This window comes from Corynebacterium sp. UMB2355A, from assembly GCF_033877495.1.
Classification (GTDB): Bacteria; Actinomycetota; Actinomycetes; order Mycobacteriales; family Mycobacteriaceae; genus Corynebacterium; species Corynebacterium pseudogenitalium.
The window spans coordinates 455,628-481,503 of the sequence record NZ_CP138855.1; the positions used below are offsets into that span (position 1 = coordinate 455,628).

At 61.2% G+C, this 25,876-nt stretch carries 20 protein-coding genes; 2 read left to right on the forward strand and 18 right to left on the reverse strand.

The window, feature by feature from the left end:
- The first annotated feature begins 29 nt into the window (after nucleotides 1–29).
- Nucleotides 30–1,727, forward strand: a complete 1,698-nt coding sequence (locus R0V12_RS02235) for an ABC-F family ATP-binding cassette domain-containing protein (protein WP_256020225.1) — start codon at nucleotides 30–32, stop codon at nucleotides 1,725–1,727.
- Between the two features lie 7 nt (nucleotides 1,728–1,734).
- Here the strand turns inward: R0V12_RS02235 and R0V12_RS02240 are convergent, their stop codons facing one another.
- Complete coding sequence (locus R0V12_RS02240) at nucleotides 1,735–2,325, reverse strand: WKL family lipoprotein (RefSeq protein WP_070478799.1); 591 nt, start codon at nucleotides 2,323–2,325, stop codon at nucleotides 1,735–1,737.
- A 130-nt stretch (nucleotides 2,326–2,455) separates the two neighbouring features.
- On the opposite strand from R0V12_RS02240, the gene R0V12_RS02245 reads away from it, so the two are divergent.
- Nucleotides 2,456–3,367 carry an asparaginase gene (locus R0V12_RS02245; RefSeq protein ID WP_320072736.1) on the forward strand — a complete coding sequence of 304 codons (912 nt, stop codon included), beginning with the start codon at nucleotides 2,456–2,458 and terminating at the stop codon, nucleotides 3,365–3,367.
- Here R0V12_RS02245 and R0V12_RS02250 read toward each other — a convergent pair.
- From R0V12_RS02250 to R0V12_RS02330, 17 genes are all read right to left on the reverse strand, one after another.
- The gene (locus tag R0V12_RS02250) at nucleotides 3,356–4,741 is read right to left on the reverse strand and encodes a DNA polymerase IV (RefSeq protein ID WP_071572466.1); all 1,386 of its coding nucleotides are present in this window, start codon (nucleotides 4,739–4,741) and stop codon (nucleotides 3,356–3,358) included. The genes R0V12_RS02245 and R0V12_RS02250 overlap by 12 nt on opposite strands.
- A gap of 6 nt (nucleotides 4,742–4,747) precedes the next feature.
- Nucleotides 4,748–7,936: an isoleucine--tRNA ligase gene (gene ileS, locus R0V12_RS02255; RefSeq protein ID WP_311475072.1), complete on the reverse strand. Its 3,189-nt coding sequence runs from the start codon at nucleotides 7,934–7,936 to the stop codon at nucleotides 4,748–4,750.
- Between the two features lie 344 nt (nucleotides 7,937–8,280).
- A complete protein-coding gene (locus tag R0V12_RS02260) occupies nucleotides 8,281–9,297 on the reverse strand; it encodes a DivIVA domain-containing protein (RefSeq protein WP_070478792.1) in 1,017 nt (338 codons plus the stop codon).
- A 273-nt stretch (nucleotides 9,298–9,570) separates the two neighbouring features.
- Nucleotides 9,571–9,864, reverse strand: coding sequence for a YggT family protein (locus R0V12_RS02265; RefSeq protein ID WP_070362221.1), 294 nt, complete (start codon nucleotides 9,862–9,864; stop codon nucleotides 9,571–9,573).
- A gap of 50 nt (nucleotides 9,865–9,914) precedes the next feature.
- Complete coding sequence (locus R0V12_RS02270) at nucleotides 9,915–10,403, reverse strand: cell division protein SepF (RefSeq protein WP_070362220.1); 489 nt, start codon at nucleotides 10,401–10,403, stop codon at nucleotides 9,915–9,917.
- 71 nt (nucleotides 10,404–10,474) lie between these two features.
- A complete protein-coding gene (locus R0V12_RS02275; protein WP_071572463.1) occupies nucleotides 10,475–11,188 on the reverse strand; it encodes a YggS family pyridoxal phosphate-dependent enzyme in 714 nt (237 codons plus the stop codon).
- On the reverse strand, nucleotides 11,189–11,929 hold the full coding sequence (gene pgeF, locus R0V12_RS02280; RefSeq protein ID WP_311474962.1) for a peptidoglycan editing factor PgeF: 741 nt from the start codon (nucleotides 11,927–11,929) through the stop codon (nucleotides 11,189–11,191).
- 9 nt (nucleotides 11,930–11,938) lie between these two features.
- A complete protein-coding gene (gene ftsZ / locus R0V12_RS02285; protein ID WP_320072737.1) occupies nucleotides 11,939–13,156 on the reverse strand; it encodes a cell division protein FtsZ in 1,218 nt (405 codons plus the stop codon).
- A gap of 154 nt (nucleotides 13,157–13,310) precedes the next feature.
- Complete coding sequence (locus R0V12_RS02290; protein WP_168156177.1) at nucleotides 13,311–14,054, reverse strand: cell division protein FtsQ/DivIB; 744 nt, start codon at nucleotides 14,052–14,054, stop codon at nucleotides 13,311–13,313.
- Nucleotide 14,055: 1 nt separating this feature from the next.
- Nucleotides 14,056–15,543, reverse strand: a complete 1,488-nt coding sequence (murC, locus tag R0V12_RS02295; protein ID WP_070478786.1) for a UDP-N-acetylmuramate--L-alanine ligase — start codon at nucleotides 15,541–15,543, stop codon at nucleotides 14,056–14,058.
- A gap of 7 nt (nucleotides 15,544–15,550) precedes the next feature.
- Nucleotides 15,551–16,630: an undecaprenyldiphospho-muramoylpentapeptide beta-N-acetylglucosaminyltransferase gene (gene murG / locus R0V12_RS02300; protein ID WP_320072738.1), complete on the reverse strand. Its 1,080-nt coding sequence runs from the start codon at nucleotides 16,628–16,630 to the stop codon at nucleotides 15,551–15,553.
- Between the two features lie 33 nt (nucleotides 16,631–16,663).
- Nucleotides 16,664–18,163, reverse strand: a complete 1,500-nt coding sequence (locus R0V12_RS02305) for an FtsW/RodA/SpoVE family cell cycle protein (RefSeq protein WP_320072739.1) — start codon at nucleotides 18,161–18,163, stop codon at nucleotides 16,664–16,666.
- Between the two features lie 43 nt (nucleotides 18,164–18,206).
- Nucleotides 18,207–19,622, reverse strand: coding sequence for a UDP-N-acetylmuramoyl-L-alanine--D-glutamate ligase (gene murD / locus R0V12_RS02310; RefSeq protein ID WP_320072740.1), 1,416 nt, complete (start codon nucleotides 19,620–19,622; stop codon nucleotides 18,207–18,209).
- A complete protein-coding gene (gene mraY / locus R0V12_RS02315) occupies nucleotides 19,619–20,728 on the reverse strand; it encodes a phospho-N-acetylmuramoyl-pentapeptide-transferase (protein WP_070478780.1) in 1,110 nt (369 codons plus the stop codon). The genes murD and mraY overlap by 4 nt, the downstream gene beginning before the upstream one ends.
- A gap of 9 nt (nucleotides 20,729–20,737) precedes the next feature.
- Nucleotides 20,738–22,276, reverse strand: coding sequence for a UDP-N-acetylmuramoyl-tripeptide--D-alanyl-D-alanine ligase (locus R0V12_RS02320; RefSeq protein WP_320072741.1), 1,539 nt, complete (start codon nucleotides 22,274–22,276; stop codon nucleotides 20,738–20,740).
- Nucleotides 22,277–22,285: 9 nt separating this feature from the next.
- Nucleotides 22,286–23,803, reverse strand: coding sequence for a UDP-N-acetylmuramoyl-L-alanyl-D-glutamate--2,6-diaminopimelate ligase (locus tag R0V12_RS02325; protein WP_320072742.1), 1,518 nt, complete (start codon nucleotides 23,801–23,803; stop codon nucleotides 22,286–22,288).
- Nucleotides 23,804–23,824: 21 nt separating this feature from the next.
- The gene (locus tag R0V12_RS02330; RefSeq protein WP_320072743.1) at nucleotides 23,825–25,726 is read right to left on the reverse strand and encodes a peptidoglycan D,D-transpeptidase FtsI family protein; all 1,902 of its coding nucleotides are present in this window, start codon (nucleotides 25,724–25,726) and stop codon (nucleotides 23,825–23,827) included.
- Between the last annotated feature and the right edge of the window lie 150 nt (nucleotides 25,727–25,876).

Consider the following 25,876-nt stretch of genomic DNA (forward strand, 5'->3'; position numbering starts at 1 on the left):
GGCCCACATTTGATGACGAGGAACATCCCATGACTGCCCCACTGCATATTGGCCTTGACGGCATTTCGTTTTCGTACCCAGGCGGACACCGCGTCCTCACTGACATTTCTTTCGCGGTGCCATCCGGGTCTGTCACCGGGCTCATCGGAGAGAACGGCGCCGGCAAATCGACGCTGCTCGGCATCATCTCCGGAGAGCTGAAACCCGATGCAGGGGTGCTTATCACTCCCCCGATCACGGGCTTCATCCCGCAGGAAACCTCGCTGCCGTTCAGCGAGCCCGCCCAATCACTTATCGACGAAGCCGTCAAAGAGCTTCGCGCTGTCGAGGAAGACATCTCAACCTTTGCGCAGCGCATGGTCGACAACCCAGACGACCAGGAGGCGGCCGACGCGTACGACCGGGCGTTGTCCCGCGCGGAAAACTCAGGTGTGTGGGAGTTGGATGCCCGCATCGCCACCGTGTTGGCTGGCCTCGGCCTTGCGAACGTCGACTTGGCCACCCCACTGGGCGAGATGTCTGGCGGGCAACGCCGACGGTTTGCACTGGCCACGCTGCTGCTACACCCGGTGGACGCTATGGTGCTCGACGAGCCGACCAACCACCTCGACGACGAAGCCGTCGACTTCCTCATCGGCGAGCTCGAGGCATTCAAAGGGCCTGTACTCGCCGCGTCGCACGACCGCTACTTCCTCGACACCGCCTGCGACGGCATCGTCGACCTCGACCCCGGCCTTGGAGCCGAGGGCGGCTTCGGCGAGGAGACCCGCCAGGGCACCCGCTACCGTGGCGCGTTCAGCGACTACCTCAAGGCCCGCGAGGACCGACGCCGCCGCTGGGAAAGCGACTACGCAGCGCAAGAGCACGAGCGCGCCAGGCTTGAGAAGGCCGCTGAGCAAACCGGCGAGGACATCTTCCACTCCCAAGAAGCCTCTTCTGACATCCGAATGGCGGCAAAGTACCAGGCGGACCGCGCGGCGAAGACGGTGGGCAACCGCAGGCGCTCGGCGTCGCAACGCCTCGAAGCGCTTGAGCGAACGGAGATTCCGGAGCCGCCGGCTCGCCTGCGCTTCCGCGGCCTCCCGCCGCATACCGCGACCTCGCTTGGGCTCCCGGCGCTGGTCACCCAGAACCTCTCCGTTCCTGACCGCCTCGCCCCACTGAGTATCAAAGTGCAGCCCGGCCAGCAGCTCCTCGTTGAAGGCCCAAATGGCTCCGGTAAGTCCACGCTGCTGAAAATTATCGACGGCCAGCTGCGCGACTACGAGGGCGAGATCATCATGCCGGAAGAGATGACCGTCGCACGCCTCGAGCAGGACGACTCGTGGACGGACCTCGACAAAACCGCGGGCGAAGTGTTCGCGGAGCTCACCCCAGAGGGTGTGCCAGACCTCGTAGAAATGGGCCTGATGACCGAGGAGCAGGCGGCGAAGAAGCTCGACGACCTCTCGCTCGGCCAGCGTCGCCGCGTCTCACTGGGCATCATCCTGGCGTGCCCGCCTGACCTGCTGCTGCTCGACGAGCCGACAAACCACCTCTCGCTCGCACTGGCCGAAGAGCTGGAGCACGCCCTGCTCGCGTTCGAGGGCACCGTCATCATCACCAGCCATGACCGTTGGGTGCGCCGCCAGTGGCACGAGCGCCAGGCCAAGAAAGACGCACGCGCCAGAACTCTGACTCTCGCCACGTTGTGGACGGAGGAGCTCTGGCGCGCGGATAAGCAGTAGTGTCTGCTTAGAGGTTCGGTGCCTGCTGGTAGCCTTCCGCAGGCTGCTCACCTGGCTGCTCTTCAGCCGGGGCTGCCGGCTGCGGAGCGGAGCTCTTGCACATCTCTGGCACCTGCTCAGGCGGCAGGGTGTTGTTGATCAGGGTGCATGCCCAGACCTGAGAAAGCTTCCACACGCCGTCTTCGAAGACGAATTCCACGTCCTCCGCGAGCTGCGGCTGGGAGTCGGGACGGGTGAAGCTGACCGTTGCCAGAACGGTATCCGGGGTGTAGCCAGGAAGCACAGGCGGTACGACCTGGAAGTTCGCGCCGGACTCCTCCTGGGACTGCGCCATCACGTCGAACAGTTCAGGGACGTTCTCTCCGCCCTGGACCGTGTTCACGCGCTCCTCAATCGGCAGGCTTGCATCGGTTGCGCGCATGAGCACTGCGTTGAGTTCCTCAGCGGTTGGCTGCTGCGCGGCGGGCGCGACAGACTCGCTGGTGGCCTGCGTTGCCGTGGTCGCGGGATCATCCTGGCTGTTGTCGCCAGAGCATGCGCTCACGCTGAGCCCGAGGCCCAGCGCGGCGGCGACAGCTACGATCGGTGCTGCTTTCACGATTTCTCCTTGAAGCATTGTCTTCAGCGGCTCACGGTCACAGTTAGCGATCCGACACCGCTCTAACCTTGCCAACGTTACCGGCGTTTTTACCTTGGCACCAATACGCCACTCTGGCACGCTGTGAGTTATGGAATCTTTCGTACTGCTCATCGCCACCGGTGGCACCATCGCATGCACCGCAAACTCTGAAGGCGCACTCGTTCCAAGCCTTAGCGCTGAAGACCTCGTCCACTCCAGTGGCACCACCGAGCCCGTCCGCGTGTATGACGCGCTGCGTCTCGACTCGTCCGCGATCACCTTCGCTGACATCGACAAGCTTCGCTCCCTCACTGCACAAGCACTGCAAGACCCGCAGATCAGTGGCATCGTAATTAGCCACGGCACCGACTCCATGGCGGAGACCGCATTCGCACTCGACATCGTGCACGACGACCCCCGCCCTATTGTGCTTACCGGTGCCCAGCACGCCGCCGACCACGAACACCCCGACGGCCCCGGGAACCTCGCGGGCGCAATTGCCGCCGCCGCAGATCCGCTTCGACGCAACAACGGCGTACTCCTCCACTTCGGCGGCGCCACCCTGCCCGCCCGCGGGCTGTTGAAGCGCGACACACACGCCCTCGAGGCCTTCACCTTGAGCAGTGAACGCCCACTTCCCCGCCCTGCAGCACTTGCCCGCAAGCCGTTGGCTGCCATTCACATCCCCATCCTGCGCGCTTGGCCCGGCGCGGACGGCGAGATCGTGGATGCCGTGACCAGTATGAACCCGGATGGCATCGTGATCGCGGCGCTCGGATCCGGCAATGTTGGCCCCGGCATGGGTGAGGCAATCACCCGCGCACTCGATTCGGGTATCCCCGTCGTAATCACCAGCTCCGTACCCTACGGCGAGGTCACTTTCGCCTACGGCGGCACCGGTGGTGGCGCTACCCTCGGCTCCCAAGGGGCGATCGCCGCGGGGTTCCTACGCGCTGGTCAGGCGCGCATCGCGCTCGCGACTGCGCTGGCCAACGGCGTGGATCCGGCGTCAGTGTTCTGAGTCGAGCCAGTCCTGCCACGCGAGGGAATCCACCGGGTCCGCTGGCTGGAGCTTGGGGTCGTCGATACGCAATGTGCGCATCTTCCCTGGCCCCGTGGCCCTCGTTTCAAAACGCACGCTCACCCAGCCTTTGCCCGCACCTTGGACCCAGCCGTGGCCGAAGTCCTCGTGGTAGATGTCCTGGGTGGCGCGCCACACGCCGTTGGTAGGCCCGTCGTATAGCTCGACTGCAATATCGCTGCTGGCCACGTGGTCGCTGACCCCGGATTCGTAATCACTGTCAGCGGGTACAGGCCGGATGATTTCCTGGTCTAGCTCCGGAAACAGCACGTCCTGCAGCGCATCTTCCAGCCCCGAGTAGGACACGCCCACGAGCCGGATCGGGCCGACCTCGTCCGGGTAGCGCACGATGCGAAACGCCGTAGCGCGCAGTGTCTCCGCATCGTCAGTGGCGTAAGGCAGCGTCGCAGAACGCGACTCGATGCGGAAGTCCGCCATCCGTAGCTTCACCGTCACAGTCCTCGCACCGCGCCCATCTTTCAGCAAGCGCCTGTGCGACTCCTCGGCGGCGCGCTCGACCGCGGCGTCAACCTCGGCCGCGGTGGTCAGGTCCTGGGGAAAAGTGTGCTCGGAAGAAATCTGCTTCGCGACGGCCCTCGGCGCAACCGGGCGATCATCGTGCCCCCGCGCCAGCTGCCACAACTGCTTCGCGACGACCCCTCCGAGCGCAATATCGACTTCCTTCTCGCTCAGCGCCGCAAAGTCCCCGATCGTTTCAATCCCGGCCTGCGCAAGCTTCGCCTCCGTGACAGGCCCAACGCCCCACAGCTCGTTGACGTTCAGAGGGTGCAGCAGCGCTTCCTGCTGTTCGTGAGGCAAAATGTACACCCCGTCGGGTTTTGCCAGGCCTGAGCCGATCTTCGCGTATTGCTTACCACTGCCCGCACCAATCGAGCTTGGCAAGCCTGTCTCATCCTTAATGTCTCCACGTAGCTCGTTGGCCCACTCAAGCACGGTCTCCCGATTCGCTCCCGCGAGCTCCTCGGGCTCCATGAACGCCTCGTCGATAGAGAGCTGCTCCACGACGCTGACTCTGCGCTCAATGATTTCAAACACGCGTTGCGACGCCACCTTGTACACCGGGCGCCGCGGGGCAACGAGCACCGCTCGCGGACCCACCAGTTTCGCAGCTTGGTGGGTCGGCATTGCGGAACGCGCCCCATACTTGCGGGCTTCATAGCTTGCGCCCGCGACAACGCCCCGCCCGTTGACACCAGCAACGAGGACGGGGCGTCCGCGTAACGTTGGGCGTGTGAGCTGCTCGCAGGATGCGTAGAACGCATCCATGTCGATGTGCAGGACCCAACGTTTCATAGCAAATTACTGCTTAGCAATCGCTGCACTCACACCTTCGTGAATCGTGTGCGCCTCGCCGTTGAGCGTCTCGACGATCTCGAAGGACGTCGCGAGCGTCTCATGCGCGATGTGCTCAGCGTGGCGCTGCGCCCACTCGACCTTGTCGGAAGGTACGCACAGCTGTACCGAGATGCGGTCAGAGACCTCGTAGCCTTCCTGCTTACGAGCATCCTGCAGACCACGAATCACGTCTGCTGCCCAGCCCTCGGCCTCGAGCTCCTCGGTCAGCTCCGTATCGAGCACGACCAGGCCAACGACGTCATCGGTAGCGTCAACCCGAGCGGTGCTCGTCGGGTCCTCAGCCACTAGGCGCTCGGTGTAGAGCTCCGGGGTGAGCACGATGTCGCCGTCGACAACAACGTTTTCGCCTTCACGGACGTAGTTGCCAGCCTTGACGTTCTTGATAGCGCGCTGCACGTCACGGCCCAGGGTCGGACCTGCGACTTTCGCGTTCACGACAACCTCGAAGGAACCAACCGAGTCGACGTCATCAGTCAGCACGACTTCTTTCACGTTGACCTCATCCTTGATCACGGACGCGAAGTCCTGCAGCTGGTCCGAGCCCGCCAGCGCCACCGTGAGCTTCGGCAGTGGCAAGCGGTTGCGCAGCTTCTTCGACTTACGCACCGACGAAGCAGCAGAGCACACCGCGCGCGTTGCATCCATCGCGCTGACCAGTGCAGGGTCCGCCGGGATTGCATCCGCAGACGGGAAGTCCGCCAAGTGCACCGAGCGACCACCGGTCAGACCACGCCAGATGACCTCACTGACGTACGGCAGCAACGGCGCCGTCACACGGGTCAGGATCTCCAGGACCGTGTACAGCGTGTCAAACGCCTCAGGATGCTCCTCCTGACCCGCCCAGAAACGGTCGCGTGACCGGCGCACGTACCAGTTCGTCAGCGAGTCAGCGAAGCGACGGACCTCGTCACATGCGTCCGCGATGCGAGTGTCGTCGAGCGCCTCCTTCACCGCAGCCACGAGGTCATGCGTCTTCGCCAAGATGTAGCGGTCCAGCACATCCTGCGAGTCGACGCTGAACTTCGCCTCCTCGGAGGAGTACAACTGCAGGAAGGTGTACGCGTTCCAGATCGGCAGCAACGCATGGCGCACGCCCTCGCGAATGCCCTGCTCCGTCACGATGAGGTTGCCGCCACGAAGAATTGGCGAAGACATGAGGAACCAACGCATCGCGTCGGAACCATCGCGGTCGAAGACCTCGTTGACGTTCGGGTAGTTGCCCTTCGACTTCGACATCTTCAGACCGTCATTGCCCAGCACGATGCCGTGCGCAACGACCTTCTTGTACGCCGGGCGATCGAAGAGTGCCGTCGCTAAGACGTGTTGCACATAGAACCAACCACGCGACTGGCCCGAGTACTCCACGATGAAGTCCGCAGGCTGGCGAGCATCGTGCTCCTCAACATTTTCAAACGGGTAGTGGTACTGCGCAAACGGCATCGAGCCAGAATCAAACCAGCAGTCCAACACATCCGGCACGCGACGCATCATCGATTTGCCAGTCGGATCGTCCGGGTTCGGGCGGACCAGTTCATCAATGTCTGGGCGGTGCAGCGACTTCGGGCGAACGCCGAAGTCCTTCTCCAGCTCTTCGAGCGAGCCATAGACGTCCACACGCGGGTACTCCGGGTTATCCGACACCCACGCCGGCACCGGTGAGCCCCAGTAGCGGGTACGCGAAATGTTCCAGTCACGCGCGCCCTCCAGCCATTTTCCGAACTGGCCGTCGCGAATGTGCGATGGGATCCAGTCGATCTCCTGGTTCAGCTCCACCATGCGGTCGCGGAACTCAGTGACCTTCACAAACCACGCCGGAAGCGCCATGTAGATCAGCGGCTCGCCTGAACGCCACGAGTGCGGGTAGGAGTGTTCAATCGTCTGGTCACGGACCACGCGCTGCTTCGCACGAAGGTCACGGATGATGTCACGGTTCGCATCAAAAACCAGCTTGCCTGCGTACTCCGGCACCAGCGAGGTGAACTTACCATCAGCATCAACCGGAATCACCAAATCGATGCCGTACTCCTGGCAGGTGTACATATCGTCTTCACCGAACGCAGGCGCCTGGTGAACAACGCCCGTGCCGTCCTCGGTGGTGACGTAGTCCGCGTTCAACACCATGAACGCCTTTTCCTGGTCACGGAAATAGTCGAAGACCGGCTCGTACTCCAAGCCCTCGAGCTCGGAACCCTTGAAGGTGGCGACAACCTCGCGCTCCTCGCCGAGCTCCTTCGCGTACGCGCCGATGAGCTCCGTCGCCAGCAGCAGCTTCTTGCCGACGACCACCTCTTCACCGTCCGCACCAACACGGACCAGCGAATACTCAACGTCCGGATGGACCGCAAGCGCCAAGTTCGACGGCAGCGTCCACGGCGTAGTGGTCCAGGCGATCGCAGCTGCGTCGTGCAGCTCAGGGTGCTGCTTCCAGGTCTCCGCAGCAGCAAATCCTTCACGCCCACCCGTAAACGGCATCGTTACGGTTACGGTCGGATCCTGCCGATTGCGGTAAGAATCATCCAGACGCGTCTCCTGGTTCGACAGCGGCGTATGCTCCGCCCACGAGTACGGCAGCACGCGGAACCCCTGGTAAATCAGCCCCTTGTCATACAGGGTCTTAAACGCCCACATGACGGACTCCATGTACGGCAGTTCCATCGTCTTGTAGCCGTTATCGAAGTCCACCCAACGAGCCTGGCGAGTCACATACTCTTTCCACTCATCGGCGTAGTGCATCACGGACTTGGCGCAGTACTCGTTGAACTGTGCCAGACCCATGTTTTCGATCTCGGCCTTATCCTTGATGCCGAGCTGCTTCTCAGCCTCGAGCTCCGCGGGAAGGCCGTGGCAGTCCCAACCAAACACGCGCGGAACGTAGTAACCAGCCATCGTGCGGTAGCGTGGCACGATGTCCTTGACGTAGCCCGTCAGCAAGTGGCCGTAGTGCGGCAAACCGTTGGCGAACGGAGGGCCGTCGTTAAACACATATTCTTCGCAGTCTTCGCGCTGCTTCAGCGATGCCTGGAACGTATCATCCTCGTTCCAGTACTTCAGTACCTGCTCCTCCATTTTTGGAAACGCGGTACTTCCCCCGGTCAGATCTACCTTTGGGTAGACACTTCCGACCTTGCTCATCTCCGTCTCTCCTTCACGCACAATGCTTACCTTGTCACAGGGACGCAGCGAACAACGCCACGCGGTACCACCCTGCTTGAAGTCCGCCGTGAGACGAACTTCCGCTTCATTTGCGGTGAAAGAAATAACGCTTCCTAATTACGTCCGGTTCTACTAAGCGATAGCGCACTGTAGCGCAACAGCTGTTCTTCCGGAAACGCTCCCCGATGATGGTCGGATCATCACGCGCTACCGCACCACCAGGTGGTGAAGCACGTAGCTTGTCTCATTCTAGCCCTTTGTCCCCCAGAAATGGCAACAACCACCACTCACCGCAGTGAATGGTGGCTGATGTTTGAAAGAAACTACTTATTGCCAGCGTCGCCGCTCGGAGCGGACGTGCCACGGGTCTCAAGCTCCTCCAGCTGGGACTCGAGCAGTGTGCGCAGGCGAGTGCGGTACTCGCGCTCGAAGGTGCGCAGCTCAGCGATGCGGTTCTCGAGGGCGGTCTGCTGCTGCTTCACCGTGTTCATGATCTCGGTGTGCTTACGCTCAGCCTCGGTGCGCAGCTTCGTTGCCTGCTCCTCAGCCTGGCGAATCTGCGCCTCAGCGCGCGAGTTAGCTTCGTTGGTGGTTTCCTCAGCCTTCTTCTCGGCGTCTGCAACGAGCTGCTGTGCACGAGCCTCAGCCGACTGCTTCGTCTCAGCAGCCTTACGCTCAGCCGCCTGGATCTGCTCGCGGGAATGCGTCTCTGCCTCAGACAGCTGCTTCTTCGAGCGTGCCTCGGCATCTGCCAGCTGACGCTCTGCGGAACCACGGGCCTCGTCGAGCATCGAGCGGGCCTCTGCCTGCGCGTCGTTGGTGAGGCGGTCTGCCATCTCCTGCGCGAGCCCAAGCACCTTCGCCGCCTGCATGTGCGTATCGGCGGATGCTGCATTCTGGTCGACAGCCGCAGCCTGCTGCGGTGCGGCGGCAGCCTTTGGCGCCTGCTTAGCCTGCTTTGCAGCCTGCTCCGCGTCCTGGCGAGCCTTTGCCGCTTCCTGCTTCGCAGCCTGAGCATCCTTCTCAGCCGCTACCTTTGCCTCCTGCGCAGCACGGAGCTTCTGCTCGTACTCAGCACGAACCTTCTTCTCAACTCGCTTTTCAATCTCAGCTTCGTCGACATCGCTGGACGCGGCCGCAGGAGCAACCGGGGCAGCAGACCCACCAGCACCGAGCTCTTCGACACGGGCCCGAAGGTCATCGTTCTCATCTTGCAGTTGCGCAAGCGTGTCTTCCACGAGGTCCAGGAACTGGTCAACCTCGTCCTCGTTGTAGCCCCGCTTACCAATTGGTGGTTTGCTGAAAGCGACATTGTGCACGTCTGCTGGTGTCAGCGGCATTGGCGTTCCCTTCGATGTCGATATTGTGTCCGCAATGTCGCGAACACAGATTGCCTCCCACGCTACGGGAAGCGAACCCTAAAATCTAATAGTTCGTCATTCTTTTATCGATCCATAGTAACGCATAGGTTCACACGCACCAGGCATCACCGCCAGTTATACCCCTTTTCTGCCCCCGATGCCCAATAATTGATGTCGATCCGGGCATAAATTACGGGAAAATTAAGCAAAAAAGGCACCTACCAATGTAGGTGCCTCAATCCAAGCTCACTATTACAACATGGTGACCCGTACCAGCATCTGGAGCAGCATAATCGCCACGAACAGTACGATCACACTGACGTCTATCCCAACGCCGCCACTCATACGCATGGGCGGAATGAGTTTGCGGAAGAACTTCACAGGCGGGTCCGTGACCACGAACATGCCTTCCGCAACGACCATAAACCAACTTGGTGGATCAAACTGCTTCGAGAAGGATTGCACCATCTCGACAATGATGCGGATGACCACAATCAGGGAGTACAACCCAAGCGCGGCGTAAAGAATTGCTCCTAATAAAGACACGGGTCACACACTACCTGTTCTTCTTGATGTTTCGCAGAGCTGGACGCCGATTAGCGAAGACGCGCTGTGTGCTGCAGCTCAACTTCGGTCAAACGGGCGTTTTCCGGAACGATCGCGAAGACTCGTCGGCGGGTCTCAACGCCCCTGCTCAGGTTGTACATGTTGCCACGAAGTGCGAAGCACAGACCAGCGGCAAAGTCGACGATGCGCTTTGCATCGTGGGGGTCGAGATCCGTCAGCTCCATAATCACGGCATCGCCATCACGGAACGGCTCGCCGATATCCTTCGCATCGTTGTAATTGCGCGGAGCAGTGGACACGACCTGGGGAGTGTAGGACTTCGGTGCGCGATCCGCGTAGTCACGGGTAGCTGAGGAGCGGTAGCGGTCCTCGCTGCCGTACTCAGATGTGCGCGAAGGTCTCGTCGATTCCTCGCGAGTGTTCTCGCGCTCGTCGTACTGCACTTCATCGAAGTAGGGGTCATCTTCGTTGAACGGGCCAAGACCGAAAAATTCTTTCGCGCTGCCGATAATAGACATCTGGGTGCTCCTCGTTTGTTGCCTGTGCTGACGGGGCAGAAATTACCTCTATGTAATTCCGGATTAGGTTTTTAGACTACGGGCCTCGGCCCCATCACCGCCGTTCCGACACGCACGACATCCGAGCCATGCGCGATGGCTTCTTCAAAGTCCGCGGACATCCCCGCCGAGAAACGCAGGGGCCGCCCAAGCTTGGCCGCGTAGGTGTCTCGCAGCTCGCGGACCTGGTCGAATACCTCGCTGGCGTTTGCATCTAGCGGTGGCACAACCATAAACCCGTCGAACTGGAGGTGCTCAGCCCCCTCGAGCGCTTCAACCAACTCGGCGATCTTCTCCACCGCGACACCGCCACGGCTTTCGTCGCCGTCGGCAGAAACCTGAACAAGACACGGCAGGATTTCGGACGTCCGATCACCCCGCTCAAGGGCGAGCGCCATGCCACGCTCGAGTCCCTTCGCCAACTTCAAGGAATCCACCGAGTGGACCTCACTCGCCCATCGTGCCACTGCGTTCGCCTTCTTCGACTGGATCTGCCCGATCATCGCGATACCACAGTCGACCCCGTGCTCGCGCAGAGTCGCAACCTTGGCGCTCGCTTCCTGCTCTCGGTTCTCCCCCACCAAGCGAATACCTTCCGCGGCAAGCACCTCAATCGACGAGCACGGGTGAAACTTCGTCACTGGCAGCAATTCCACGCTTCCCGGCTCGCGCCCCGCGGCATGCTCCGCGGAGCGGATACGTTCCTGCACCTTGGCAAGGTTGCTTGCAATATCAGTTGTGCTCATTTATTTCACTCCAGTTAGCCAAATAACGCCTGCCTGGCGCCCAGTTGTGGATTCTCTCCGGTACGAGAAGAAGTCCTCGTCCGCGATGGTATCGCGCGGATCTACGTCAATTCGCTGCACGCCGAGCTCCGTGAGCTGGCGCCGGATACCGGCACGGATGCCAAGCCCAGTGGTCCCTGCATGCGTAGTGGTCCGGGAGCCTGGCAGCTTGCGCTCAACATCCGCTGCCATATCAGCGGGCACTTCATAGGACGCGCCCGCAGCTGCAGGGCCGAGCAGCGCCTGCATCTGTGTAGGCTGAGCACCCAGGTCACGCATTGTTTCAACGGTCTTCTTCACGATGCCGTTTCGCGCCCCAAGACGCCCAGCGTGCACCGCGGCAATCACTCCAGCGACGGGGTCTGCCAACAGCACCGGCGTACAGTCAGCGACCAGCACGCACAGGGCGAGGTTCGGGGTCGTGGTTACGATGGCGTCAGTAGCCTCGACAGGCTCAGACTGCGGCCCGTCCACCACCGTCACGTTCGGCGTGTGGAGCTGCTCCATCCACACGAAGCGCCCCGCATCAACCCCGAGCAGCGATGCAAGCCGCGCGCGGTTTGCGCGTACAGCCTCCGGGTCATCCCCGACGTGCAGCGCAAGATTAAAAGAGTCATATGGGGACGACGACGCCCCGCCCGCACGGCTTGTAAACACCATGCGGACGGGGCGTTGTTCTACGTCGAGAAGAGAGTCAGTCATGCTCCCAGACTAACGCAAGAAATCAGGGACATCGACGTCAAAATCATCGCCGCCGCGCTCCTCGCGTCCACGACGCTCATAGGAGGATTCGGACTCCCCGCCGGTGAAGAGGCCCGAGCGGTGCGGCTCGTAGCGGTGACGCGCCTGGTAGGAGTCGTCGCGTTCCGTCTCCGGAGCTCGATCCTCAAACAGTGAACCACGCGATGGAGACGGCGCCGCGCCTTCTTCCGCCGATGCGGCTGCAGCATCGACCGGCTGCTGGGCATCCGGGCGAGCGTTGGCCTTCTCGTCGAAGCCAGTTGCGATAATCGTGACGCGCACCTCGTCACCGAGGTTGTCGTCGATGATCGTGCCGAAGATGATGTTCGCGTCGTCGTCTGCCTTCTCTTCGACGATGGACGCTGCGGCACTCGTCTCGTTCAGGCCGAGATCGGAACCACCAGCAACGGAAATGAGCACGCCCTTCGCGCCCTCCATCGTGGTTTCCAGCAGTGGCGAGTTGATCGCCTGCTCCATCGCATTCATCACGCGGTTTTCACCGCGGGAGGAGCCGACGCCCATCAGGGCGGAGCCGGCGTTGGCCATCACCGAGCGCACGTCTGCGAAGTCGACGTTAATCATGCCCGGAATGGTGATCAGGTTCGTAATACCCTGAACACCGTTGTAAAGCACCTCATCCGCAGCGCGGAATGCATCCATCATGGACAGGTCCGAATCACCCAGCTGCAACAGTCGGTCGTTCGGAATGACAATGACGGTGTCGCACACTTCCTTCAGGTTCGCGATGCCCTCGAGCGCCTGACGGGTGCGCCGCTTGCCCTCGAACGTGAACGGACGGGTGACAACGCCAATGGTCAGCGCACCCATCTTCTTCGCGATACCCGCGACAACTGGTGCAGCACCAGTACCCGTACCGCCGCCCTCGCCAGCGGTCACGAAGACCATGTCCGAGCCCTTCAGCGACTCTTCGATTTCCTGCTTGTGGTCCTCAGCAGAGGTCCGGCCAACCTCAGGGTTTGCTCCGGCGCCAAGTCCGCGAGTCGCCTCACGCCCGATGTCGAGCTTGGTGTCTGCATCCGTAAAGAGCAGTGCCTGCGAGTCCGTGTTGATCGCAACGAACTCCACACCTTTCAGGCCCTCTTCGATCATGCGGTTGACAGCGTTAACGCCACCGCCACCGACACCGACGACGCGGATCATGGCGAGGTAGTTTGCGGGAGAGGTCATGGGTAGTGTCTCGCCTTTCAAAACTTCTTAGAACTTCAACAATTGCGGTAACGCATCCCATCATGGGCGAAAACACGAAAAAATTTATTGTTTCCCTCGGCGTGTCTCGACCCTAAACCTTTACTTTAGGGTTTTGACCTGGGGTTTTACACCGCTACCGCGCGGTAATCAGCTCCGGATTAGAAATATTGAACTCGGCGCCCTCGCGTTGCAAAACGGTTTCAAAGGCCAGTGATTTATTCGCATTGTCTTCTGAGGCGCCCCACACCACGCGGCGGTTGTCGTGTAACCGCAGCACGAATGAGTACCGGCCATTCGCCTCCAAAGCGGCAACTTGCGCACGCGCACCACTGCTTATCGACGCCGCGATCGCCACAGCGTCCCGCATCTGCTCCTTGTTCTCGACGTCGACCCCCACGAGCTCCATCGCCCCAACCGGCGGTTCAGCGATCAGAAAATCCTTGCCCTCAGTATCGATCAGATGCGCCCCGTCCGGCTGCTGCAAGTACGCCACTGCGACACGCTCTTTGAGGTCAACTCTCACAGTGCTTGGCCAGTCGCGGTGCACCGTGACAACGTCCACCCACGGGTCCTGCACGATGTTCTCAGCAGCACGGCGCACCTTGACCAGCCCCATAGGCGTGCCCAGCTCAATGTCGGACTGGGCTTGCACCGCCTCGGGCGTGAGCACGTCGTTGCCATCAACAACCACACCCTTCACCGGCATCAACGGTGTAAACGGCAACGCAATTCCGCACACAGCGAGACCAGCGATGACAGCTCCCGCGATAGCGAAGCGACGCTTGCGCTTGCTCTTGCTGCGCGTTTGAGCGTCCTCATCACCAAACTCGTCGAGGTGGTCCGACTCGAAGGCTTCCTGCTCTGTCTGCTCTGTCACGCTAAACCTCCGTCTGCCGAAGTTGCGCGAGGATCTCATCGGCGAGCATTGTCACCGACCCAGCGCCCATCGTTAGGATGACGTCCCCAGGACGAACCATTGATGCCAGTGTCACCGGTACTGCGAGGAAATTGGGCTCAAGCACTACCGGCACCGAGCTATCCATCTTGTCAGTAATGAGCCTGCTGGTCACATCTTCAACGGGCGCTTCGCGTGCGCCGAAGATGTCCAGCACCATGACGACATCCGCGAGTGAGAGGGCGTCAGCAAACTCTTGGGCAAAGTTCTGTGTGCGCGAGTACAGGTGCGGTTGGAAGCACACCACGACGCGCGCACCCTTGCCCTCAGACTCGACTTTCTCCCGCGCCGCCGTCAACACAGCGGTGACCTCGGTTGGGTGGTGCGCGTAGTCGTCGTAGACACGGGTACCTGCGAACGGCCCGTCCTCTACGAGGCCCTTAAACTCGAAGCGGCGCCGGACACCGGAGAACCCGCTCAGCCCCGCTGCAATCCGTTCAGGTTCCGCACCCGCCAGCGTCGAGGACAACAGCGCGGCCAGGGAGTTGAGCACCATGTGCCGGCCGGGGATCGACAGGCGGTAGGAGTACTCAGCAGATGCGCCGCCGGTGTTGAGTCGAGCACGCACGTCGACGTAGGAGCCGTCGATACGCTCTTCTATAACTACTGCACCTGCCGGAATGTCTGGGTGCGCTGCAGCCGCTGCTTCAGTGCCGTAGCCGACGACGTTGATGCCGCGCTGCAATGCGCGCTCACCACAGCTTGCAGCGTGCTCGTCATCCATACAAACGACGAGGAAACCGCCGGGCTGCACGCGATCGGCGAAGTCGTCGAACACCTTGAAGTATGCCTCGCGCGTGCCGAAGTAGTCCAGGTGGTCAGGCTCAATGTTGGTGATAACGGCGATATTTGGTTTGTAGCGAAGCAACGAAGCATCGGACTCGTCCGCCTCCGCCACGAAAATATCGCCCGCACCGTGGTGGGCATTGGTGCCGGCCTTGTTGAGCTGGCCGCCAATTGCAAAGGAAGGGTCCTCCCCAGCAGCCTGCAACGCCACCACGGTCATGGACGTCGTGGACGTCTTGCCATGCGTGCCTGCTAGCAGGAGCTGCGTGTAACCGTCCATCAACTCGCCGAGCAGATCTGAGCGGCGAATCACAGGAATTCCCTCCTCCTTCGCACGCACCAACTCCGGATTATCTTTCGGAATCGCAGCAAAGCTGGTGACCACGACGGTCGGAAGTTGCCCCGTCAGCTCGAGGTTCGCGGCGTCGTGTCCGACTGCGACCTGTGCACCTTGCGAGCGCAACGCACGCACTGGACGGGAGTCTTTCACATCGGACCCGGTCACTACTGCCCCGCGGTCAAGCAGGATGTGGGCGACACCGCTCATGCCAGCGCCACCGATACCAACCAGATGTACGCGGGAAAGATCCACAGAACCAGGCGCGGTGGTGTGTTCGGAAGACATGACGGTGTTACTCCTTTGTGATAGTCGCAATGATCCGTGCAGCGAGATCTTCTGCCACACTACCCGCGCCAGAGTGCTCGAGCGCTTCTCGCATGCGCTGCATTTGCTCTGGCCGACCCAAAATCTCGTTGACGCTGCGGGCAAGCGCGTCTGGGGTGAGCTCGGCATCGTCGATGCGCACTGCCGCCCCGGTAGCTACCAGGTGCGCCGAATTGAGCCCCTGTTCGCCGTTGCCGTGCGGCAGTGGGATGTAAACGGCTGGCAGGCCAGCGGCTGAGTTTTCCGCCACGGTCATGGCGCCGGAGCGGCACACAACCATGTCCGCCACGGCATACGCAGCTTCCATGTCGTCGATGTACGGCACCGCCGTGTAGCCTTCGTGTGGCTTCGGGGCGTCGTTCTTTCTGCCGTAGGCGTGCAGCACCTGGTACCCGCGCGCCGTGATGTCCTCGATGGCCCCGGCAACAGCCCGGTTGATGCTCACCGCACCCTGGGACCCACCGGTAATCAGAACCACCGGCTTGTCCGGATCAAGGTCCCACATCTTGTACCCACGCAGCGCTTTCGCTCCATCCGTATCGACGCCCACTCCCGGACGCACCGGGATCCCCACGACATCACCCGGCATCCCCGAGTTCGCCACGGCGTTAATCCCGACACCACCTAGCTTGACGCCAAGCTTATTGGCCATGCCCGCCAACGCGTTCGTTTCCAAGACGAAAAATGGTAGGCGCAACGATGCCGCGGCAAGGTACGCAGACGCCGACACATAGCCACCCGTACCAAAGACTGCCTCAGCCTTTGAATCCTTCATCACCTTCCGTGTTTGGTGCACGGAACGCGCAAGTTTGAACGGTACGCCAAGAAGCTTCCATGGCTTCTTGCGCGGGATCGGCACAGGGTCAATGAGTTGAAGGTTAAAGCCGCGCGCGGGGACGATAGTGGTTTCCAGGCCACGCTCAGTTCCGAGCGCAACCACATTTGCGCCGTACTGTTCGCGAAGCACCTCGCCTACCGCGAGTGCCGGTTCAATATGGCCCGCGGTGCCTCCCCCTGCGAGCACCACTGTGTGCTGGGTCTTGTCCATAATGGATCCCGTCCTTTCCTTTTCGACGGCCACCTAACGGTACCGGCGTCGCTCTGATTGGTTCGGTCGTGGTCTCCGTTGCGTTACCTCGACATTCCTGGTGGGCCGGGGCGAGTGCCGCTGAGCACGGTCGTCTGGGGCAACTCGGTGAGCAACAGGCACTCCGTACCGTTGCTCTCGGCGTGACTGCTCATGTGTACGAGTTCGCTCCGCGCGAGTCGCGCGCAGCTGTGCCGTCGCCTTCGGCTCCGGGACGAACAGCATTCTGTCGAAGCGTGGGCGCCCGTAGTTCTGCATGGCCGAGACTGCGTCGGGCTCGTGGCGGGCAATGGAGGCCAGCATGCCCATCGACCACAAGGTAATCACTGCCGAGGTACCACCGGCGGACAACATCGGCAGCTGAATACCCGTCACCGGCACAAGGCCGACGACGTACCCGATGTTAATGAACGCCTGCGAAACTACGCCTGCTGTTAACGAGGCAGCGGCGAGTCCCTGGAACGATGTCTGTGCGCGTTGCGCAGTGCGCAAACCGAAGTAGCCAAGGGCAGCAAACAGGGCGATCACCATAATGCCGCCCCACATACCAAGCTCTTCGCCGATGACGGCGAAGATGAAGTCGTTTCGAGCCTCTGGGAGGTAGAACCACTTCGCGCGGGACTGTCCGAGGCCGACGCCGAAGAGGGAGCCGTCGGCAAGAGAAAGGAATCCTTGGTGCGTCTGGAACGCAGCACCGCGAGTATCGCTGAAGTTTCCGAACAGCGCCTCGAAGTAGACGTGGAAGCGTTGCGAGCGGAAGCCGCCAAGCAGGAACAACATGACCGCTGCAGCACCGATGAGCCCGCAGAGGATGCCGATGGCCTTGAGCGGGAAGCCTGCGAACCACAGCACAAAGATCACGATGGCGGCAAACGACATGGTCATGCCGGCGTCACCCTGCTTCGCAATCAGGAGGATGCACACGCCCGCTCCAAGCAAGAACTGTGCGGTCGGCGACTGCCACGCAGGCGCCGATGCTGGCGGCTGCTTCTTCGACAGCACCGCAGCACCCCAAATTGCAATAGCCACACGGGCGAACTCAGAAGGCTGCATCGTCAACGAGCCGAACATCAGCCACGATTGCGAACCGACTTCCTCACGTCCGGTACCGATTAGCAGCACCAGTACCAGCAGGAACACCGCGAATAGGAATAGTGGCGTGGCCAGCTTCCGGATGCGCTCGGGCGGGACCAACAGCGAAACCCAAAACAAGACAAGGCCCGCCAGCACCATCAGGGATTGCCGAAGCGCAGTCGACCACACACTGCTCGAAGCAGCGAACGATGACGCCATCGACGAGCTCATCACCATCACGACGCCCAACGCAGCCAGCACCAGCACCACGGTCCGAATCACGGTGTAGTCAATGAGGGGCCGCTGCTCAAGCGCCGCAATGAACGACGTATGTGCCCTGCCCAGTGCGCTTTGAGGCACGTCGCGGGTGCCAGTCTTTGGCGCACGCGCCGGCGGTTGCTGTCGACGATTTCGCTTCATGGCACCTCATTACCCTTCGCTTCGAACACTGCTGTGTCTCAAGTTACTGTAGTGAAAAGTGTCGCTTGGCGGCCGCACGAAACGCGTCGCCACGCGCAGACATACCCGGATACATGTCCAGGCTCGCGGCAGCCGGTGCCAGCACAACGCTATCGCCAGGCTGCGCGTGCTCTCCAGCAAAGCGAACCACGGCATCCATTGCCGCCTCAGGGTCAGTCGAGTCTGTCGCAAAGATAGGCAGGTCAGGTGCCAGCCGCTTGACGGCGTCGTAAATTTCCATGCGGTCGACCCCAAGCAGCGCTACGGCACGCATGTGCCCCACATGTTTTTCGACGACCTCATCAATCGCAGCGCCCTTCAGCTGACCACCTGCAACCCACACGACGGTGCCCGCCCCGGTCAACGCCGAATCAGCCGCGTGCGGGTTCGTCGCCTTCGAGTTGTCGATCCACCGAACGCCGTTCGCCTCGTGGACCACGGCTCCGCGATGCCCCGCAACGTGGAAGCCTGCGAGTGCTTCACGAATCTCAGAGGATGTCGCACCACACAGCAACGCCACGGCAGCGGCGGCGCCTGCGTCCAGCACGCCTGCAGCACCCGCGGGTTCAATGCCATTCGTATCTGCCAGTTCAAGGACCACCCCGTCGCGGCGCGCAACGAGCTTGCCGTCGATAACACCGACCTGGCCCTCTTCGGGCTGGCCGAGCGTAAAACCGAAGAATTGCTTGCGGTCATTCTGTGCCACGATCGCTTGCACGTGCTCGTCATCGGTGCCGACCACGGCGTTCGGGGCTTTGAGCACCTTCGCCTTCGCAGCCGCATACGCCTCGAATGAGCCGTGCCAGTCAATGTGGTCGTCCGCAAGGTTGAGTAGAACTGCCGCGTTGGGAACGAGCTGGCTCGACCAATGCAACTGGAAACTGGACAGCTCGGCCACGAGCACATCGACACGCTGGGGATCCACCACCGCGTCAGCCACGGCGGTACCGATGTTGCCGCACGCCAGCGCACGCTTACCAGTGCGGGCAGATGCCTCCTGCATCATGGCTGCGAGCATGCCAGTGGTGGTGGTTTTACCGTTCGTGCCTGTCACAACGAGCCACTCGCGCGGTGGCCCGAACACGCCCGCGCGATCCAACCGGTAGCACAGCTCGACATCACCGATGACATCGAGTTGGGCCGAGGCGGCGTCGACAAGCAGCGGCGTGTCGGGCCTCCACCCTGGAGACGTCACTACTACCCCGACCTCACAGAAGTACTCGTGTGCCAGCTGCGTATCGACGGCCCGCACTCCCCACGTGCGCTCAGCGAACTCGCGGTTTTCCTCGCTGTCGTCCGCGACGATGCATGGAACGCCGACCTGCTGGAGCATACCGAGCACCCCTCGGCCCGAAACGCCCGCTCCAGCCAGCAGCACGCCACGGGAAATCTCTGCGGGGATCACACTCGTATCGATCATGACAGCGTCACTCCGTTCTGTGTGAGCCATTCACCGTAGAAAATTGCGGTGCCGAGCGCGACCGCCATCGCAGCGATGAGCCAGAAACGCACAACCACGGTTGTCTCCGCCCAGCCTCCTTGCTCAAAGTGGTGGTGGAACGGCGCCATCCGGAACACGCGCTTGCCGGTGGACTTAAACGATGCCACCTGGATGACCACCGAGGCTGCCTCGAGCACGAAGAGTGCGCCAATGATGATCATCAGAAGCTCGGTCTTGGAAGCCACTGACAGGCCCGCTACGAGGCCACCGAGCGCCAGCGAACCCGTATCACCCATGAAAATCTTAGCCGGGGACGCGTTCCACCACAGGAATCCAACGCAGGCACCGAAGCCTGCAGCCGCAAGCACCGCCAAGTCAAGCGGGTCGCGGACGTTGTAGCAACCCGCTGCCAGCGCTGCCTCGCAAGAATTCCGGAACTGCCAGAACGTGATCATGGTGTACGCGGCCATCACCAGAGCAGTCGTACCAGCGGCCAACCCGTCGAGCCCGTCGGTGAGGTTTACCGCGTTCGACCAAGCAGCCAGCAGAATGTAAATAAAGATCAGGAACAGGATTGCGCCAAGGATTCCGCCGCCGACCGCGATGTCAATCGTTTCGATATCGCGCACAAAACTGAGCAGGGTCGAGCCTGGCGTCAAGCCGTTCTCGTCAGGGAATCGCGTGATCAGCAGGCCGAAAACAATGGCAATTGCAAACTGGGACACAAGCTTCGCGGTCTTGTTCAAACCGAGATTGCGCTTCATGAAGAGTTTAATACCGTCGTCGGCAAGCCCGACCAGGCCAAGCGCCAATGTCAAGCCCAGCACGATGACGCCGCTCGCGGTAAACGCCGCGTGGTTAGTGGCCAGCGCGACAATCGAGCTAGCCAAGTAGCCCAGCGTGATCGCGAGCAAAATAGCGATGCCACCCATCGTTGGGGTGCCGCGCTTCCGCGCGTGCGACTGCGGCCCGTCCTCCCGAATTTCCTGGCCGATCTCGCGGCGGTGGAAATACCGAATCAACAAAGGTGTGACAAAAATGGAAACGAGGAAGCTAATAACTCCTGCGACAATTACTTGAATCATGTGAGACTGCTACCTTGCTTCATTCTCATTGGTTGACTTACTTTGACTGTCAAGCGTACGGGTGCGCATGAGTTGTTCAGCCACCACCCACAACTTTTGGGCGTTCGACGCTTTGACCAGCACCACTGCTGGCGGGGGTGTGGCAGTGGCAATCGTAGCTTCGACAGCGTTGCTTGCCTCGGCACTATCGGCAACAGACTGTGTGGCGATGCCCTGCTGCTGTGCCGCTTGCGCCAGCGATTCCATCGCGTCACTTTGCCCCACTGCTACGAGGTCCGTGATGTTGTGCTTTACCAGTTCTGCGGCGAGCTCGGCGTGGGCTGACGCGGACTCCTCGCCGAGCTCGCCCATCTCACCGAGCACCGCTATCGAGCGCGCCCCCGGGTGTGCGGCAGCCGTCGACGCAAGCGCTGCGATACCGGCACGCATCGATTCAGGGTTTGCGTTGTACGCGTCGTTAATGACAGTCACGCCATCCTCGCGGGTGCGCACATCCATGCGATTCACGGATACGGTCCGTGCCTGGCTCAGCGCTGCCGCGATCGCTTCAGGCTGCATGCCTGCGCCGAAACCAACTGCCGCCGCAGCTAGCGCATTGCCAACCTGGTGGGCGCCGTGCACGCCCAGGTGAACTCTGTGCTGTTGCCCGTCTGGCGTGTGCATCACAAACGATGCTCGGGCAACCTCGTCCAATGAGATGTCCGTAGCAAAAAAGTCTGCTTCGGGCGATCCCTCAGCCGAAAACATCCACACCTTCGCAGTTGTGCGGGGGCGCATACCTGCAACAAATGGGTCATCGGCGTTCAAGATGGCGATTCCACCGTGATCCGCATCAGGGAGTGATTCGACTAACTCGCCCTTCGCCTGAGCAATCGCCTCGCGCGAGCCAAACTCCCCAAGGTGTGCGGAGCCGACGTTCAGCACCACGCCGATTGATGGCGGGGCAATCTTTGCAAGATGCGCGATGTGCCCAATGCCCCTCGCGGACATCTCCGCCACCAAAAACGCCGTCTCCTGTGTGCAGCGCAGCACCGTGTACGGGTGACCGATCTCGTTATTAAAGGATCCCGGAGGAGCCACGGTCTCGCCTTTGTGGCGAAGCACCGCAGCGATCAGGTCTTTCGTCGAGGTCTTCCCCGCCGATCCTGTCACGCCGACAATCGTGAGTCCGTGTTCGCGAACTAGGCGGCGAGCCACGTGCGCTGCGAGCTTCGAAAGGCCCGCGACAACACCGAGTGCACTGCCCGTTGGGTCGCTCGCAGCCAAGTCAGAGTTGTCATCTGGCCGAACCTCGGCGCACGGAACGATCACCGCAGGAGCACCCACGTCGCGCGTGGTTATGGCGGCTACCGCGCCCTGCTCCAATGCCGTGCCGACGAAGTCGTGTCCATCAACCCGCGCGCCTTTCAGCGCAAGGAAAAGGTCACCCTCAGACACCTTCCGCGAATCAAACTCGACGCCACCCGATACTTTCGCCTCGGGGTCCGCCTCCTTCGACAGCGTTCCCCCGACGATCTCGGCGATCTCACCCAACGAACATGCAATCATTATCTACTGTTACCTCGCGAAAGTTTCTAGGGCGCGACGCATCTCTTCCCGATCATCGAAGTGGTGCGTCGTAGTGCCAACAATCTGGCCGACTTCATGCCCCTTGCCAACGACAATGACCGCATCTCCCGGCTGTGCCCACTGCACCAGAGCGTCAATCGCCGCAGCGCGGTCGCCGATTTCACGCACCTCCGGGTGGTGGGGAGCATCCGCGAGTTCCAATGCACCACGCAGCACCTCCGCGCGGATCGATGCTGGGGCCTCTGTACGCGGGTTATCATCAGTCACCACTACGAAGTCAGCACGCTGCGCAGATTCGCGGCCCATGATGACGCGTTTCGACGCATCCCTGTCCCCGCCGGCGCCAACAGCAATGCCGACGCGTCCAGCCACTTGCTTTCGGAGCGTATCCAGCACGGCTGCGATGGCCGCAGGCTTATGCGCGTAGTCCACGACTGCAACAAACGGTTGCCCGCAGTCGATGCGTTCCATACGTCCAGGGACCTGCGCTTTTGATAGGCCCTTCATGAATGCATCTACATCAACGTCGGCGGTGTACGCCATAGCGGTTGCCAAGGCAGCGTTAGCCACGTTGAACGCGCCCGGCATTTGCAGCGTCAACGTGTGGGTCGAAGTGGGCGTCGATAAGGAAATCTCTTGCGCGCCAGTCTTGTCTGCGGACAGCTGCTTCGCGCTCACGTCGACCCCAACTTGGCCGTGGGTGCCAACGCGAACCGGGTGCTGTGCCCGGTCAGCCATGCGCTCGCCCCACTCGTCATCGACGCAAACTACCGCGCGTTTCGCGGCACTGCGCGACGTCGGGTCAAAGAAGAGCGCCTTCGCCTCAAAGTACTCCTCCATTGTTTTATGGAAGTCCAGGTGATCCTGGCTCAGGTTTGTAAACCCAGCGACATCGAAAGACGTGCCACTCACCCTGCCAAGCATGAGCGCGTGGGAAGAAACCTCCATCACTACGTGCGTCACTCCAGCCTGCAGCATGCGGCGGAACAGAGCCTGCAGCGTCGGAGCTTCCGGGGTAGTCAGGGACGTTGGAACGTATTCGCCGAGAATCTTCGTGCCGGTGGTGCCAATCAGACCAACCTTCGCTCCTGCTGCCTCAAGCCCCTTCTCCAGCATGTACGTCACGGTAGTCTTGCCAGAGGTGCCGGTAACCCCGAGCAGCGTCATGTGCTCGGATGGGTGACCATACACCTCGGCTGACACATCGCCGAGAACTTCGCGAACGTCTTCGACGACCAGCACCGGCCGCGTTTCCCCTTGGCCCTCGAGGATCTTCGCGCCTGCATTGTCAGTAAAGATGGCGCCCGCTGGGCACTGCTTTGCAAACGTTGCACCATGCACGCGGGTGCCGGGCAAAGCTGCGAACAGTCCGCCTGGGGCAATCTTCGACGAATCGAGTGCAATCTCTTCAATGTGCAGCGGCTGATCTGGGGCGTTGTGGAGCGTCCCACCGGACAGCGCTGCGAGCGCCTCCAGGGTAGGCGCGTTCGGTGTTGTCTGCGTCATGTCATTCATTGTGAAACTTCCCTACTGGGCTTGCAAAACGTACTGGTCCGCTTCTGGGCTAGGCGGCAAGTTCTCCCTATTGATCAGCCAGCTGGCGATTTCAGTAAACACCGGACCTGCCGACTGTCCACCGGCTCCGCCTTCTCGTGTACCTCGCTGCGGCTCATCAAGCATGACGGCCACGACAAATCGCGGATCGTTCGCAGGCGCGATGCCAGCAAACGTAATCCAGAACTGGTTTTGCGAGTAGGCGCCAGTCTCAGGATTCACCTTTTGCGCGGTACCAGTCTTGCCCGAAAGCTGATAGCCAGGAAGTTGGCTGTTCTGGGCGGTACCGTTGTTGATCCCCGCCGGGTCGTTTTGGAACGTGGAACGGAACATGTCCACGACTGTGCGTGCCGTCGCCTCCGACACCACACGATGCCGCTCAGGTTCGGGCTGTTCCAGCGGTGTGCCCTCTGCACTTTCAATGCTGCGGATAATGCGAGGCGTAATCCGCTCGCCACCGTTGGCAAGCGTTTGATAGACGCTGGCCATCTGAAGCGCTGTCCAGCTCATTCCCTGCCCAATTGGTAGGTTCGCAAACGTTCCTCCGGACCACTGCTCTAGCACTGGCAACAGACCGGCGGACTCGTTGGGCAGCTCAATGCCGGTTGTGTTTCCGATTCCGAAGCGCTGCAGGTAATCCCAATAGCGCTCCTCGCCCAGCTTCTGCGCAATCTGCAAGGTGCCCACATTCGAGGACTTCCCGAAGATGCCCGCTGTGGTGTACGGCATCACGCCATGCTCCCACGCGTCGCGCACAGTAATACCAGCCATGTCGATAGAGCCCGGCACTTGGTGTACTTCTTCCGGAGTAGTCACCTTCTCCTCAATTGCCGCAGTCGCTGCGATAATCTTCGCCACGGAACCCGGCTCAAACGGGTGCGAGATCGCGTTATTGCTGAAGTCCTTCCCTTCGCGCAGCTGCCGTTCGATGTCCCCGTTCGGGTCAATAGTAGAGGTATTCGCCATTGCTAGCACTTCACCACTGCGGGCATCGAGCACTACTGCCTCGGCGTCCTTTGCCAACGAGTTCCGTTTCGCGTTCTCCAGAGTCTGCTGCACAAACGACTGCAGGTCCAGGTCGATCGTCAAGGTGATCTTCGCGCCATCCACCGCGGGTACAACATCGCGCAGCGTACCGGGGATGGACTGCCCGTCGTTCGACACGTCCTCTGTCTTGCGCCCGTTGATCCCGGTGAGCACCGCATCACTCGATGCTTCAAGCCCAAACTGTCCCTGCCCGTCCATCGACACCTTGCCGAGGATGTTTTCAGCAATCGCCCCGTTCGGGTACTGCCGGATGTCCTGGTGGTCCGAGGCCACGCCGTGGAACTCAGCAGCAATGTTCGACGCCACATCAGGGTCCACGTTCCGGACAAGTACCTCGTAGTTCGAATCCGCGTGCAGCTTCTCGAGGATGTCGCGTGCGTCAACCTTGCCCACACTGCGCATATCGTCATTGTCTCGTCGCCTATCGACGTCCTCTTCGCCCATTGCCTCGCCAATCATGACGGGAATCTCGTTGGCCATCGTGCGCAGAATATCCTCGACTCTCGCGTCAACCATGGCTCGCGTCGCGTCATCGTCGAGATTCGGAATGTTTTCATTGAGCATGACCTGCTCACGCAATTCCTTACGAAGCGTCACCGGCGACACAGTCAACGACCGCGCCTGCATCGTGTACGCCAGGTGGTTACCTTCGCGGTCCACGATCTCACCGCGCCGCGCGGGGTCAGTGTAAATCCTGGCGCGCTGCAACTGCGCCTGCTCGCGCAGCTGTGGGCCCCACACCACCTGCACAAGAAACAGCCTGCCGACCAAAAATACGCTGACTACAAGAAACAGAATTACTGCCCATTGGGACCGCTGGTGCAACACACTTCGCCGTGTCTTAGGCGCTTGAGGTGCTTGCAGGGCACGTGGCCGAGCAGTTCGTTTTCTCCGGTCCGGGTGCGATTCGACCACTGCCCTATATTCACCTCACTCAATTGCATTCAACGGGTAAGAAACGATTCGTGCCCTTAGAGC

Coding starts and splice junctions, on each gene's coding strand:
- R0V12_RS02235 (WP_256020225.1), top strand. CDS start 30: ATGACTGCCCCACTGCATATTGGCCTTGACGGCATTTCGTTTTCGTAC.
- R0V12_RS02245 (WP_320072736.1), top strand. CDS start 2,456: ATGGAATCTTTCGTACTGCTCATCGCCACCGGTGGCACCATCGCATGC.
- R0V12_RS02250 (WP_071572466.1), bottom strand. CDS start 4,741: ATGAAACGTTGGGTCCTGCACATCGACATGGATGCGTTCTACGCATCC.
- ileS (WP_311475072.1), bottom strand. CDS start 7,936: ATGAGCAAGGTCGGAAGTGTCTACCCAAAGGTAGATCTGACCGGGGGA.
- R0V12_RS02260 (WP_070478792.1), bottom strand. CDS start 9,297: ATGCCGCTGACACCAGCAGACGTGCACAATGTCGCTTTCAGCAAACCA.
- R0V12_RS02270 (WP_070362220.1), bottom strand. CDS start 10,403: ATGTCTATTATCGGCAGCGCGAAAGAATTTTTCGGTCTTGGCCCGTTC.
- R0V12_RS02275 (WP_071572463.1), bottom strand. CDS start 11,188: ATGAGCACAACTGATATTGCAAGCAACCTTGCCAAGGTGCAGGAACGT.
- pgeF (WP_311474962.1), bottom strand. CDS start 11,929: ATGACTGACTCTCTTCTCGACGTAGAACAACGCCCCGTCCGCATGGTG.
- ftsZ (WP_320072737.1), bottom strand. CDS start 13,156: ATGACCTCTCCCGCAAACTACCTCGCCATGATCCGCGTCGTCGGTGTC.
- murC (WP_070478786.1), bottom strand. CDS start 15,543: ATGTCTTCCGAACACACCACCGCGCCTGGTTCTGTGGATCTTTCCCGC.
- murG (WP_320072738.1), bottom strand. CDS start 16,630: ATGGACAAGACCCAGCACACAGTGGTGCTCGCAGGGGGAGGCACCGCG.
- R0V12_RS02305 (WP_320072739.1), bottom strand. CDS start 18,163: ATGAAGCGAAATCGTCGACAGCAACCGCCGGCGCGTGCGCCAAAGACT.
- murD (WP_320072740.1), bottom strand. CDS start 19,622: ATGATCGATACGAGTGTGATCCCCGCAGAGATTTCCCGTGGCGTGCTG.
- mraY (WP_070478780.1), bottom strand. CDS start 20,728: ATGATTCAAGTAATTGTCGCAGGAGTTATTAGCTTCCTCGTTTCCATT.
- R0V12_RS02320 (WP_320072741.1), bottom strand. CDS start 22,276: ATGATTGCATGTTCGTTGGGTGAGATCGCCGAGATCGTCGGGGGAACG.
- R0V12_RS02325 (WP_320072742.1), bottom strand. CDS start 23,803: ATGACGCAGACAACACCGAACGCGCCTACCCTGGAGGCGCTCGCAGCG.